General features: G+C 55.2%; 15 protein-coding genes and 1 pseudogene. 9 read left to right on the top strand and 7 right to left on the bottom strand.

Going from position 1 to position 13,321, the window contains the following annotated elements; translation table 11 throughout:
- Positions 1-125: 125 nt before the first annotated feature.
- Together GCT13_RS44520 and GCT13_RS48930 are read left to right on the top strand one after the other, a co-directional pair.
- A pseudogene (locus tag GCT13_RS44520) lies at positions 126-338 on the top strand (transposase); the annotation flags it as partial.
- A 257-nt stretch (positions 339-595) separates the two neighbouring features.
- The gene (locus GCT13_RS48930; protein ID WP_193727952.1) at positions 596-736 is read left to right on the top strand and encodes a hypothetical protein; all 141 of its coding nucleotides are present in this window, start codon (positions 596-598) and stop codon (positions 734-736) included.
- A gap of 157 nt (positions 737-893) precedes the next feature.
- Here the strand turns inward: GCT13_RS48930 and GCT13_RS50730 are convergent, their stop codons facing one another.
- The 4 genes from GCT13_RS50730 to GCT13_RS44500 all read right to left on the bottom strand — a co-directional run bounded on the left by GCT13_RS50730 (position 894) and on the right by GCT13_RS44500 (position 2,853).
- Positions 894-1,028 (bottom strand): hypothetical protein, encoded by a 135-nt coding sequence (locus GCT13_RS50730; protein ID WP_265335348.1) that lies wholly within the window; start codon positions 1,026-1,028, stop codon positions 894-896.
- A gap of 31 nt (positions 1,029-1,059) precedes the next feature.
- Entirely contained in the window at positions 1,060-1,677 is a 618-nt protein-coding gene (locus GCT13_RS44510) for an FMN-dependent NADH-azoreductase (protein ID WP_152768078.1), read from the bottom strand.
- Positions 1,674-2,138: a GNAT family N-acetyltransferase gene (locus tag GCT13_RS44505; protein ID WP_152768077.1), complete on the bottom strand. Its 465-nt coding sequence runs from the start codon at positions 2,136-2,138 to the stop codon at positions 1,674-1,676. The genes GCT13_RS44510 and GCT13_RS44505 overlap by 4 nt, the downstream gene beginning before the upstream one ends.
- 514 nt (positions 2,139-2,652) lie before the next feature.
- Positions 2,653-2,853, bottom strand: coding sequence for a cold-shock protein (locus GCT13_RS44500; protein WP_152768076.1), 201 nt, complete (start codon positions 2,851-2,853; stop codon positions 2,653-2,655).
- Positions 2,854-3,624: 771 nt separating this feature from the next.
- On the opposite strand from GCT13_RS44500, the gene GCT13_RS51510 reads away from it, so the two are divergent.
- A complete protein-coding gene (locus GCT13_RS51510; RefSeq protein ID WP_152768075.1) occupies positions 3,625-3,918 on the top strand; it encodes a DUF2818 family protein in 294 nt (97 codons plus the stop codon).
- Between the two features lie 82 nt (positions 3,919-4,000).
- Here GCT13_RS51510 and GCT13_RS44490 read toward each other — a convergent pair whose 3' ends face one another.
- A complete protein-coding gene (locus tag GCT13_RS44490) occupies positions 4,001-6,085 on the bottom strand; it encodes a cytochrome c biogenesis protein ResB (protein WP_152768080.1) in 2,085 nt (694 codons plus the stop codon).
- Between the two features lie 514 nt (positions 6,086-6,599).
- Here GCT13_RS44490 and GCT13_RS44485 point away from each other — a divergent pair.
- From GCT13_RS44485 to GCT13_RS44460, 6 genes are all read left to right on the top strand, one after another.
- Entirely contained in the window at positions 6,600-7,235 is a 636-nt protein-coding gene (locus tag GCT13_RS44485; protein WP_152768074.1) for a cytochrome P460 family protein, read from the top strand.
- Positions 7,236-7,568: 333 nt separating this feature from the next.
- On the top strand, positions 7,569-7,811 hold the full coding sequence (locus GCT13_RS44480; RefSeq protein WP_152768073.1) for a hypothetical protein: 243 nt from the start codon (positions 7,569-7,571) through the stop codon (positions 7,809-7,811).
- Positions 7,808-8,380 (top strand): cupredoxin domain-containing protein, encoded by a 573-nt coding sequence (locus GCT13_RS44475; protein ID WP_152768072.1) that lies wholly within the window; start codon positions 7,808-7,810, stop codon positions 8,378-8,380. Before GCT13_RS44480 ends, GCT13_RS44475 begins: the two co-directional genes overlap by 4 nt.
- Positions 8,370-9,995: a cbb3-type cytochrome c oxidase subunit I gene (locus GCT13_RS44470; protein WP_321575029.1), complete on the top strand. Its 1,626-nt coding sequence runs from the start codon at positions 8,370-8,372 to the stop codon at positions 9,993-9,995. The genes GCT13_RS44475 and GCT13_RS44470 overlap by 11 nt, the downstream gene beginning before the upstream one ends.
- A gap of 1 nt (position 9,996) precedes the next feature.
- Positions 9,997-10,806: a c-type cytochrome gene (locus GCT13_RS44465; protein WP_152768071.1), complete on the top strand. Its 810-nt coding sequence runs from the start codon at positions 9,997-9,999 to the stop codon at positions 10,804-10,806.
- A gap of 561 nt (positions 10,807-11,367) precedes the next feature.
- Positions 11,368-11,550 carry a hypothetical protein gene (locus GCT13_RS44460; protein WP_152768070.1) on the top strand — a complete coding sequence of 61 codons (183 nt, stop codon included), beginning with the start codon at positions 11,368-11,370 and terminating at the stop codon, positions 11,548-11,550.
- 32 nt (positions 11,551-11,582) lie between these two features.
- Here the strand turns inward: GCT13_RS44460 and tnpC are convergent, their stop codons facing one another.
- Positions 11,583-13,136: an IS66 family transposase gene (gene tnpC / locus GCT13_RS44455; protein ID WP_152768069.1), complete on the bottom strand. Its 1,554-nt coding sequence runs from the start codon at positions 13,134-13,136 to the stop codon at positions 11,583-11,585.
- Between the two features lie 30 nt (positions 13,137-13,166).
- The coding region (tnpB, locus tag GCT13_RS44450) for an IS66 family insertion sequence element accessory protein TnpB (RefSeq protein ID WP_193727950.1) at positions 13,167-13,321 on the bottom strand (155 nt) is incomplete at its 5' end.

The raw sequence follows: 13,321 nt of genomic DNA, 5'->3' as shown, positions 1-13,321 counted from the left end.
ACCGGCTCTGCCGGTGGACTCACCAAGGTTTGACCTTTACGACGGTTTGACCTTTACGACGGTCGGCGCGAATTTCCTGTCTCTGCCAAGAGAAGGAGATTCACGATGAAAGAGTATCAGAGCCGTCGAATGTGGTCGGGTACATCAAGGGCAAAAGCGCAATTCAGATAGCCCGGAAGTACGGAGCACGGCAGCGAAATTTTACCGGCGAGCACTTTTGGGCCCGAGGCTACTTCGTTTCTACGGTGGGGCTGGATGAGCACATGGTGCGAGCGTACATCCGCAATCAGGAAGAAGAGGATGAGCGATACGACCAGATGAAGCTGGTCATGGAGTAAGCCGCCACCGGCGGCTCACGGTTTTATGGGCGCCTTTGAGGCGCTCACAATTTCAAGCCACCGGCTTTGCCGGTGGTATTTGACTTTTCGAGGATCCGCCGACATCCTGACGGTATTTCCTTCCCGACTCTATGGCTTACGTAACCGCAGGAATGTGAGGGCGCGGGGCGGTCTGATGCAATCGACAACACATACGCGATTTACCCGTTGCCGTCCGACACGCAGACGCTTGACGCGATGCCGCATTCGAAGGCAGGATGAAGCGCAAGCTGAAACTTGCGCTGTTTTTTCAAATCGTTGAGGACGGACAGTCGAAGGTAACGCATCCGGTACCAACAGCTCTTCTTTGCGCGGTGATGAGCGAGGCGGTTGCCGCGAATGTTGGTGCGGTTTTGTAGGTCACTATGTATCGGCGTGAATCTTGGCGAGCGGGCGATTGGCCTCGGTCGGTCGGAAATCGCTGCAGATCGGGAACAGCGCCTATGCGTTTCGTCGCCAGGCGGCATACATATCGCCGTGTTTTTGGGCGCGGACGAGCGCGGCTCGGTTCTCGACTTACCATGTTGCGAAGCCGCTGAAGCCGCTGAAGCCGCTGAAGCCGCTGAAGCCGCTGAAGCCGCTGAAGCCGCTGAAGCCGCTGAAGCCGCTGAAGCCGCTGAAGCCGCTGAAGCCGGTGTGCGTTGCACCCATGCTACCGCGCGCGTACGACGCATAAGCGGCGCTAGCTGACAATGGTATTGTCGGATGCGAAGAGCGGGTGTCGTGCGATTTCTTCGCGCGCACGCTGGAGGGCGTCCGCCACGGCCTCTTCGCCATGCGTGAGTCCTTGCAGCAACACGAAATGAGCGTCCTTCAACCCGATAGACGCGAGCGCGTAACGTAGATACGGGGTGAGAAAATCGCCTTGCCACGCACGTTCGCCGCTATGAAAGCCCCCGGAACCGACAATCACAAAGGTGGGCCGGTCGCGCATCAGACCGACCTTGCCTTCCGGCGTTACGGCGAAGGTGCGATGAACCCGCAGCACGTAGTCAATCCAGAGCTTCAGCGCGGCCGGAACCGTGAAGTTATGCATCGGTGTATTGATGATGAGCGCGTCCGTCATTTCGATCTCGCGAATGAGCTGCTCGGACACGTCAAACAGGCTTACATCAGGTTCACGTGAAGTGATGGCTTTTGCATAGTCCTGCGTGATCGGCGGCAATGGCGTCGAGACAAGGTCCCGCTTCACCAGCGCGCTATGCGCAGTCCTGCACGCCGAGCGGATCATCTCAACGGCAAGCCCGTAACCGTGGCTCGTTTCGCTGTGCGGGCTCGCGTTCACGAAAAGAATCTTCATTGCGCGAAACCCGATCCGCCGTGCGCGAGTGATTCCACAAGGTGCATACCGTTGACGAGCATGCCGTTGCGGAAGTAGAAGCGTTGCGCGAGCGGCAAGTGCAAGCCGGTGTCGAGCACGAAATGCGCGCAGCGCGCTTGACGCGCGATGTCGCGGACTTTGTTGGGCAGTTCCGCTCCGATGCCAGTGCGTTGCAGTCGGGAGGTTACGGCAAGGTCGTCGAGATAGATGAAGCGCCCATAGAGTGTATTCGTTTGCGCGCGGTACCCGGCGAGACCGAGGATTGTCCATTCCACGCTGCACGCGGCGAGCAGACGATAATTCTCCTCGTGCTGACGGTGCAATTGCGCGCAGAAGGCTTCAGGGTCCGTCAGATGCGGCCGCAATTCCTTCACGACGTCGAAGGCGTGGATCCAATCATCGGGGGACTTAAGATACCGGAACGTCAAGTTCATGCCCATATCGTCCTCTCCTAGTTGCATCGCGCGAATTCTATCCATTCAATGAAACGCGCTGTAGGGACAAGAAATGATCGTTCGACCAGGTCATCATCGATAGTTCGACTGTCCGACTATTCCGACTGTTAGCGGTGGTCTTGAAAACATCGTCGACCGCCTTCGTCATCGCCGCTCGAAAGGGACCCTTCGTACGTCGCCTCATGAACGCACATGCGCAACCGGGCTAGCTGGTGTGGATAGGCTTTTGCGTCCCGCTTCGAGTAGCAGAATCGACGGTCGCGGTAGCCTACGTCCCGATCCACGGCAGCCCCTTCAGCGGCAAAAGATGCGTCTGTCCCAGATGTGGTATGTGTAATCATTGCCTTATCAATGCAGCAGTGAAGATGCTCGGAGCCAGGACCGCGGCCAGGCTTACAGCAGTAATTACACTGCGATCCCGGCACGATCGTAACGGATCGTCAGACCATGAACGAGAATGGGCCTGACGCAGACTATCCGAACTTAGGCTTGCAATTCATCATGTCCGGATATTTGATGCCTGCTTGCCTTTCGGACCCACACTGATCTCAAAGGAGACTTTTTGATTCTCCCGGAGAGACTTGAATCCGGTCGATCGAATCTCCGAGAAATGCGCGAAAAGGTCTTCGCTCCCATCATCGGGTTTGATAAAGCCAAAACCTTTTGCGTCATTGAACCACTTCACTGTACCTGTAGCCATTTGCTCTTCCTTTGAATTCGGTTATCGAGACAGTACGTTTGAATATAGGGCTGCTGCGTGGCCGATATCACGGTCGCCGCAACTATCACATGATCAAAGCCTATCTGGGCCTGTCGCTCTAACGGCGAAAGTTTCGTGCTCGCCCTGTATGCAGCGAGCACCGTGCCGATTCTATTGGGCGTCCAGGCAATACTCAACGAACCTCTAGTATCCATGTATAGACTCGCGTATAGAGTCGCGAGTGCCCAGACGCTAAACAGGTTCATGCCACGAAGCTCGAACTGACAATCTGTCTTGCGCGCTGCCTGCAACCATCCAGCCATCTGCTGAACGTCCAAGGCTCTTGGCGGGGAAGCGGCGCGCGATGCGGCTGTTTTTAACGAGCCGCGTTGCACCGCCGGCTGCAGCGCGAGCTTCGGTACCTCAACAGGAATTCAAACGAAAGGCTCTGACGGCGCGGGTTCGCCAACTGCGCCCTTAAGGTAAAGCCCATACAACGCGAAGGTCGAACCCGCGCACCTGAGGAATCTTGATATTCGTGACCGCGAGACCGTGACTCGCTCTTATAACTGCAGGTCACGCAGGGACCACTTTGGAAGTATTCAGGTATTGAATGTTTATACCGACGGAACGTTGAATAGTGCTCCGATGTTGCGTTCAATGGGAAGATGGTAGCTTTGAGAATACTGAGCCCGTCATCCTAACCGGGATTCACAGATCTCGTCATGGAGCTTCCCATCCGACGTTACAAGTGATACGAGGTCAATCTTAATGTCAGTTTCAGGCTGGTTTATTCTCACCTTGGCCGTATCGATGGCCAATTTTCCTTTCATCACAGGCAGGTTCTTTGGCGTTATCGCGCTTCGACATGGCAAGACCCCTTCGGTTTACATAGCGGAGTTTGTGTTGACGTACATGATTTTGGCCTCTGCGGCGTACGCGTTGGAGGCACGGGAGGGTAGGGTGTTCGACCAAGGATGGCAATTCTACGTAATCACCGTATCGCTGCTGATGGTGTTTTCATTTCCAGGATTCGTTTTTCGATTTCTGCTCCCACGCACATAGCTTTGCGGATGATGTCGTTCAGCGCCGGTCCCCGATATATCATGTGTTCCAGCCGGACATGCTGTCCGGCTGGTTGGCGGCGTCAGCTTGTTTGAGCGTTTTTCATGTCCAGTACCATGTGTACCGCGTCGCGCGTACGTACGAACTCCCTCTCGAAGTCAAGCGTTCGTCGAGCGGTGGACATCGCCATCAAGACTTCCGCACCACCTTCCTTTGAACTCTTGATCCAAAACCAGAGACGCCGCTCGCGCACATAGAACATCGAGAAAACGCCGATCACGAGCAAAAAGCTACCGATATATACTAAGGTTTTACCTGGTGCCCGAGTCAACTGGAATGCCGACGCCTGAACCTGCGTGAACGAGTTAAGTTGAAGAAAGATCGGCGCGCCGTAGTAGAAGCTGTCTGACAGTGCATCGATCGAAGACCGGATGAACGATATATATGGCGGATCCTGTTTCATCTCGGGCTCGCCATGCTTGTTTCGGGACAGCTGCCAAAGATCCCACATCACGCCATTGAGCGTGCGTAGGAGCGCCATGGCCACCTTTTCCTGTTGCGCTTTTGGCATCGACCGGTCAATCAAGCCGGCAATCGCCCGGAAGCCGCCCGCTGATGCTGTGACTGTCGTCGTGTCCTTATCTCCCTTGACGCCAGCGAAACGGTCTAGCAGTCGGGAAACCTCCGATGCAGCACGTTTCTGAGCGTCAGTATCAGCACTTGAATACGAACGCCGTACGAATCGGAGTACTGCCTGGTTTCGCATGCTCGGAGATTGCAGGGCGGCTCGAAGATTCATCCAGTCCCGTACTGAATTATGTTCGTCTGCGGGTATCCGGAGAAAGCGGAATGGATCGTTGACGTCCAACCTTACGCCGGTCATAAACATCTGCTGCCCAGAGATATTTACTGGAAGCATAAAGGTTTGATATTCATGGGCTTGGCCGTTGATATCGCGGACCTTGTATTGCATTGATGGTCCTAGATTTCGTAATGTCGTAGGTGAATGGCTTTTGGCGCCTGATCCAAGTCGTGCGTCGATCTCGTCCTTGAGCGCATGTTCTTTGGGAGCGCTTCGCGTGCTATGAGCATCGTCGGCGTTACTCGTATCTTCGACATTGATCGAACGGAAATCGGTGAGCTCCACCGTCTCTCCACTTTCTCCGGCGGTCGGAAGGTCAATATGCGTAACACCCCCGATTACACCCTGAAGCTGCTCCGTGAATTCAGTCCTGCCGGCCATCGGCCACACGGTCATCGCGACTTTGGACCCCCCGTCCTGAAAGCTCGACTGATAAATTGAAATACCGTCGTAGGTGAACGGCTTGTTCACCTGGACGCGCGCCTGAACGCGCTCGCCAGTCTTATGATCCGTGACCACGATATCACTGGCGAACAGCTTGGGCATGCCTGTTGAATAATAATCAACCACGAATCTCTTCAACTGAATTGAAAACGGCAGATCCTGGATCAATGAACCGTCTCGACGACTAAGTACGACCGAGCTAGTCTGCTGCCCTTCGGGCACAAGAGCGAACCCGCGAAACGTCGGATTTGAAGGGGATAGTCGATGGTCTGGAGAAACTGCGGCTACGTCCGAGTCCAACTCGGTCGCAGTCTTTCCGGAAAACCACATCTGCAGCTCGATAGGCAGATTGCTGTCCAGCAGGCCGCCGACGCAGATCACCACGATCGCCAAATGAGCCGAAATGTAACCCAGCTTTGTGAAGGCACCGCGTTTACCTGCGATCAGGATCTCTCCCGTACCCGCATCGCGAGTGACTAGCTTGTAGCCTGACTGACGTCCGAGGCGTATGAGGAGCTCCGCTGTCTCGACAGCACTTATGGCGGCCGTGCGGAACTCACTCTTGTGGCGGAATGCGCGTAGGCTCCTTTCGCGGACGCGGTCCTTCCAGCTGCGCGCGTCCCGGACCATCTTCGGGGCGTTGTCAATTACACAAAGTGAGACCGAGATCACAAGAAAGACCAGGATCAGCATGAACCACCAGGATCCGTAGACGTTGTACAGATCGAGACCGCGGAAAACGTCAGCCCAAAATGGGCCGAACTGGTTCACGTAATTAACGTACGTGTCCTCCTGTGTGAGAACAGTACCGACGATGCTTGCAATCGCCAGTATCACCAGCAAAGCGATGGCAAAGCGCATCGACCTAAAGAGATCGATGGCATGCTTGAGTTCGAATGGGTTTCCACGAACTCTCAAGCAAATCTGGCCTTCGGCCGTCGGACGCTCGCTCAAGGGCACTCCAGATAATGATGATTAAGACGGTGTGAAGGACCGGGTATCGATGTATCGATGTTAATCGGACTGTCGCGGTGGTTTGCACAAGTGAAACCAATCCTCAATTCCGATTTCTACACGAGTTTTTGTGGGAAACAAAGAGTAGCCGACTATACATGGGTATATGGAACGATCCGACGTTATCAGCTCGGCTCGTCGGCGATGTTTCCCATTAGGAAAGGGGGGTGAAAGACAGTCGCAATTCGCGCGCCCACGCGATCAACGTAGTGCAACCATAAGGTCACGATTCATATACTTGTGGATCGTTGATTGATGAACTGCAAAAGTATCTAATTCTGTAGCCGACACAGGCTACGGACTGGGACGTCGCAAAGCGTACTAGATTCCGGTTATCTCGTTCACATATAGGAGAATCCGCATGTTGAAGCGACTCTCAGTCATTGGTGCAGTATTTATCGCGTGCACATCGTTTAGCACCGGCGCTTGGGCTGATTCGGATGGGCAAGATCTTCCCACGGTAAAGCGGCAGCTTCCGCAATACACTGCAGATGGCCAGCTACTACTTCCAAAGAACTTTCATCAATGGATCTACGTCGGGAGTCCGTTGACGCCGAACGCCCTTAACGGAGGAAAGGCGAACTTCCCGGAGTATCACAATGTTTACATTGAGCCAGGTTCGTACGCGATCTACAAAAAGACCGGCGAATTCCCCGAGGGCACCATCTTTGTTAAAGAGCTTCAGCTGACGACGCCGCAACAGTTTCCTGATGGCTCAAGAAATGAGCCGTCCGGTCGAGGGCTCTTCCCTGGAAAGTTCAACGGAGCCGATGTCACGGTGAAGGACTCAAAGCGTTTCGCCGCGACCGACGGCTGGGGATACTTCAATTTCAATCACTTCGAGCCGAAGGCAAAGATGGCGAAAGTCAAGGCGAAAGAGGAATGTGCATACTGCCATATTGCTAGTGCGAAGAAGGACGACGTCTGGACGCAGTTCTATCGACTGCTCGACGATGACGGGCACCTGAACCCGAATTACAAGCCCGAAACTCAATAAGGTCGTGCGCTGCGGTTATAGCTGCTAGGAAAACTCTTCGAGACATCTGCTGAGACCGCGCTGGTCAACGAGTGTCGTCCGTCTTGAACAGCGCGGCGAAGCAGATGCGCGTGTGTGTGCTCCCAGGCGAACGCAATGTCTGCATGCACAGAACTTCGTTAGGGTGTCGTAACTCGGCGGAGCATGAAGGAAGCTGAAGTGGAGATTCGTCTATCCGGAAGATCGCGGACGGAATGTGTCGTGATTGCTTGCTCGAAATAAAACGTGGTTATTCCGAAAGCACGTTCTCTCAGCCATATCGGGATTTTTCCTGCGTGCACCGATTGAGATTCAGTGTCGACTAATGTCATCGATCCATCTAAAGCCTGGCATGCTGGACATTTTCAAACCCGTACGGAATTGTCGTGGGAAAACCAAGTGAACCCGAAAGAAAACGAGGACCACGCCCTTGAACTCATCGTTCTCGATGGGCCGAAGGGCGCGATTGTGCTAGCAGGTACTGCGACAGCCATCGTGATCTTCATATGGATCGCATTCTATTTACTCGTTTTTCTTCCGCGTGGCGTTATCCAATGAACGACAATATCCGGGAAAATCCGTCTGTCAGTATCGTCCATAAAATCGAACGAAGGTGGGCGATCCTGATGTCGGCAATCATGCTCGTCGTGATGCTGACGGTTGTCTTCACAGGATTGCATTGGGCGATGATGCCGCCATCCAGAGTAGAAACGATACGCATAGCATCCTTGGAAACAAATAGCGAGTTTTCGGAAAGTAACTTGGGAAGTGCTGCATCAAAAGACGGATCTGTTATTGTCCGGATACTGGCCCAGCAGTATTCGTTCACGCCTCAATGCATCCTGCTTCCCGCGAACACGCCCATTACTTTCAGAGCGACCAGCGCTGATGCAATCCACGGCATGCTGGTAACGGGGACTAACATCAATTCAATGATCGAACCAGGCTACATATCCACGTTTAAAACCGTGTTTCCGCAGCCAGCCGAGCATCTGATGCCTTGTCACGAATACTGCGGGACGGGTCATCAGGCAATGTGGGCGCGCGTCAAGGTTATAGAGCGCGCCACATTTTTCGAAATGCTTAAGCGAAAAGGGCCGAACGGGAGGCTGAACTGTGTTAATTAACAAGCGGCTTGTGCTTCTGCATTTCTGGCTCGCTTTCGCGAGTTTCGCTGTTGCCTTGGCGTTGGGCGCCTGGCAGATGTACGTGAGAAGTCCGCTACATCCATGGATAAAGGATCCCGAAATATATTATCGATCCGTCTCGGCGCACGGTTCGACTATGGCATATGTCTTCCCGACTCTCGTCGCGATGGCCCTCGGATACGCGGTGATTGAGCTTTCGCTTAAGCGCGCCATTGTCGGAGTCAAGTTGGCGTGGGCAGGTTTTGGTGCCGTTGCGTTGGGCTTCGTGCTGGCCGTTGTTGCAATAGGGAGAGGTACAGCGTCGGTTCTCTACACGTTCTACCCGCCGATGATCGGCAGCTCGATCTACTATATAGGTGTCGTCCTGATCGTTGTTGGGTCATGGGCGTGGGTTGCGCTGATGGGTGTGAACCTCGCAATATGGAAGCGCGATAATCCGGGGGTTCCTGTTCCGCTTCCTATGTTTGCATGTGTGGCGAGCGCGTATCTCTGGGGGTGGACAGCCGTTGGCGCGGCAATTGAAATCATTTTTCAGGTTATTCCGGTCTCGTTGGGATGGAAACATAACATTGATGCCGGTCTCGCACGCGTTTTCTATTCGTGGACGCTTCATGCAATTGTGTACTTCTGGCTTATGCCGGCCTACATTGCGTACTACACCATCGTTCCGCGTGCGATCGGTGGGAGGCTTTATAGCGACTTGATGGCGCGGGTATCCTTCGTAATGTTTCTCGTTGTATCAATGCCGATTGGCATACACCACCTGTTCGCCGACCCGCAGGTAGGTTCAGGGTTCAAATTCATGCATTCGGTCTTCACGGCTTTGGTCGCAATTCCTACCTTGCTGACGGTGTTCACAATCTGTGCGTCGGTGGAGATCGCCGGACGGCTACGTGGCGGGAAGGGTGTCATAGGTTGGTTAAAGGCTCTTCCCTGGGCTAACCCCATGATGCTTGCCATCGCTTTTTCGTTTGTGATGTTGGGTTTTGGGGGAGCAGGCGGACTCATCAACATGAGTTACCAGCTGGATTCGACCATACATAATACTCAATGGGTGACCGGGCACTTTCATCTCATCTTCGCCGGAGCAGTCGTGATCATGTACTTCGTGATCGCTTACGACATGTGGCCTCAAATTACTGGTCGCGCGATAAGAGACATGCGGCTTATCCGCATTCAGCTATGGCTTTGGTTTATCGGAATCATGGTATTGACAATCCCGTGGCACTTGGTAGGCATCATGGGAATGCCGCGGAGAATGGCATACTTCGACTACTCGAATAGCGAGATTTCATCCCAGGCGCTGCCTGTGATCGTGTCGGTCATTGGTGGAGTCGTCTGTCTGTTAGCCGGTCTCCTCTTTATCTTCATTCTGGTTCGTGCTCATCGCTCAACAGTCGACCTTGTTGAGGACTACACCTTTAGTGTACCGATTCATCGAACAGAGAATGTACCATCTGCGCTGAACGGCTTCCGGCTGTGGCTCGTCTTGATGATTGCCCTTACATTGTTTAACTACGGATATCCGATTGCGTCGTTGATTGCCCGCCCAGACACCGCCGTGCCTGGAATCCCGATTGGTCAGGGGCAGTGACATGGACGCGAAACCAGTGTTTTCGCTGACAAACCGATGGTTGGTAGGCAGCGTCTGCGGGACCCTCGCCATAGCGGTCATCGCGGCAGCGATAGGGTTTGTCCTCTTGCCGTCGGTGCAGGATGGCACTCAGTTTCAAGGAATATGGAACGCGATCTGTAGTGCAGCCGGAGTATCCCGCCACTGGGCGCAGAACGAATCGATTGTCTATCCTGCTGACGGCGCCGTAAGTGCGGTTACTATAACGCCGCAGACGCTTGCTCATAGGGACACCGACGCTGCACAGCGCGGCGGCGTGCTCGCAACTCGATGCGTCGGCTGTCACAATGCATCTCAAGTCGTCGCGCCGCTTCTCGCTGGACAAGACGCTGCATTCGTCTATAAGCAGCTTTCAGATTTCCAAAGTGGTGCGCGAACGAATGTAATAATGACCTCGATAGTCAAAGGACTATCCGACAGCGATATGCGTGACCTCGCGCAGTACTTCGCTTCTTCAGGGCATTTAATAAGTGGCGGTGCGACGGTCAGCGAGCCGCCCATTGTTGCGCGTGGAGACCCCACGAAGAATGTCGTTTCCTGCGCTGTTTGTCACGGAGGCGTTGATCACAAAGCCGGAGCCCCCTTTATGCAGAGTCTTTCAGCATCCTATCTAGAAGCTCAACTACATGCCTTCGCGACAGGTCAACGACATAATGATGCCGGTGAGCAAATGCGAAACATCGCACGGAATCTCACAGAGGCAGAGATAAAGGAGGCGGCGGCATACTACAGCGGATTCAAGGATGTGGGGACAAGAGTGTCTCAACCCTGACACTATAGACGCGAGTGCGGACTTCGTTCTTTCCGGCCTAGGGTACGACGAAGTCAGTTTTTTTGCGAGCGCCAGAACAGCCAGTTCATAGTAGACGTTGGAAAAGTTTTTTCAAGGCCTCGACCTGATATTTGGACTCATCCATGAGTAATGCGCCGCTCCGTGAACTTTCTGTCTTGGAATGCTTTCTTGCTGCTATGGATATTGGTGTGGCGAATTTCACCCTCTGTGACATTCGCGATGGCTGGAGCGCGCGGTTCGAGGCCTGCGCGACGGCAAGTTTGCTACTGTATGGACGGAAGCGGTGTTCTAACAACGCAACATGGCGAGAGAGTATCGCTCAACGCGCACAGTTTCGTACTTCTGCCCCCCCTGGTATCGCCTACAAGATCGAGAGTGGCAAATCGGGCACAACGCACGGAACGTATCGCGCGTGTAAGGGACTGGCCTTGGCAAGAGACGGTTCCCACTGCCCAGGTCGGCGGTGGGCTCGAAGGTATTTCGACTGCATGTGGCGAACTGCGTCCTGACACGACCTGAGGCAGTGACCCGTTCAAGACGTTGCGACATCCGCTCGTCGCGCAGTTCGACGGCAAGCCGGGATTGAGAGAGCAGTTCGTTTTGCTGCTTGCGGAATCCGCGCGTCCTGGGCTTGGCTTCCGTACTCTGGTCGACGGTAAGCGCCTTGCGGAGGCCGTTGCTGATTTTCGCGCGCGCGTGGCCGATGATGTGGCCTACGTGTAAATGGCGCGTGGATGTGCAGGGACCACACTGATTCAGAGAGATGAACCGATAGTCTTTGGTAGACCGCCGAGGTGTTCGACGATCCGCCAAGGTAAGAGTTCGTCAATGCGGTTGACGGGGTGATCGGCGATTCGGGTCAGGACATGGGTCAAGTAAGCGCGCGGATCGATACCGTTGAGTTTGCAGCTTCCGATCAGCGAATACATCGCTGCGGCCCGCTCGCCCCCGCTATCGGAGCCTGCGAAGAGGAAATTCTTTCGACCCAGGCTCACACAACGCAGCGCGTTTTCCGCGATGTTGTTATCTATTTCGACGGCACCATCGTCGCAGTACAGCATGAGCGCATCCCACTGGTTCAGGGAGTAGTTGATTGCCTTGGCCGTATCCGACTTTGCCGACAGCGTCTTGAGTTTTTCCCGCAGCCACGTGCCGTAGCGCTCAAGCAGCGGCTTGGCCTTCTCTTGTCGCACACGCAATCGCTCGTCCGGCGGTTTGCCGCGAATGTCCGCCTCTATGCCATAGAGCTCACCGAGGTATCTGAGCGCCTCAGTGGTCGTCTCCGATGGCGTGCGCACGTGAATGTCATAGAGCTTGCGACGTGCGTGCGCGTGGCACCCGGCTTCGCGAATCGAGCCGTCGCGAAACAGCTCGTTGAAACCAGAATATGCATCGRCCTGCAGGATCCCGCTGAAGCCGGCCAGATGGCGCTGGGGATGGACGCCTTGCCGGTTTGGCGAGTACGCAAACCAGACGGCGGCTGGCTCCGTCGAACCGGACCGGCTGTCATCACGCACATAGACCCACAGCCGGCCGGTCTTTGTCTTCTTGTTGCCTGGCGCGAGCACCGGGATTGGCGTGTCGTCCGCATGGATCCTGRTGGCGGCCATCACGTAGCGGCGCACCGCCTCCACCAGCGGATCGACCAGCGCTTCGCACTGRCCGACCCAGCGGCCCATGCTCGCCGGGTCCAGCGTAACCTTGTCGCGCGCCGCGATCACCGACTGTCGGTASAGCGGCTGGTGATCTGCATATTTGCCAACAAGGATGTCGGCAAGCAGGCTTGGGTGGGCGATGCTGCGTTGAATCGGCAGGTCCGGCGCCAGAGGCTGCACGATGCGGTGACAGCAYTCGCAGATYTTCTTGCGCCGGATGGTACGRATAACCTTGAACGCYGCAGCGATACGGCCGAGYTGCTCGGAYACGTCCTCGCCCAGCGGTTGCATCTGGCCRCCGCATGCGGGGCAGGTCGGCTCCGGCTCGAGCACATGCTCTTSGCGCGGCAGGTGTTCTGGCAGYGCCTCGCGCGAWGCACCGTTYGCASTCGCCTTGCTTSCRCCGCCGGCCTGCGCTTCGCGAGTTACGGCGGCGCCACGGSTGCCGGTCAGGTCATCCAGTCGGGTCTCGAGCTCCGCAATTTGCCGGTCCAGCTTTTCGGATTTGCGGCCGAACTGCATACGCTTGAGCTTATCGATTTGCGCCTTGAGCTGTTCAATTTCCAGATCTCGCTCGGCCAGGGACGCCCTCGCCTCGAGCAACAGGGCCTTGAGTGCATCGATGTCGTCAGGAAGATCGCTGGCATCAGGCATGCCGCGCAGTTTACGCAGGTCCCGCGTGGTTTACAACATCGACATTGGTTCGGCGGTGCGACGCGGTTGCCTCCAGTCGATGCCCTCAAGCAGCATCGAGAGTTGGGCCTGGGTCAGGTGGATCTTGCCGCTATCGGCCTTCGGCCAGACGAAGCGGCCACGTTCGAGAAGCGGCCACGTTCGAG

This window comes from Paraburkholderia franconis, assembly GCF_009362735.1.
GTDB classification, from domain to species: Bacteria; Pseudomonadota; Gammaproteobacteria; order Burkholderiales; family Burkholderiaceae; genus Paraburkholderia; species Paraburkholderia franconis.
Note: the sequence above shows the minus strand (reverse complement) of the source record. Positions and strands in the feature narration are given on the sequence as shown.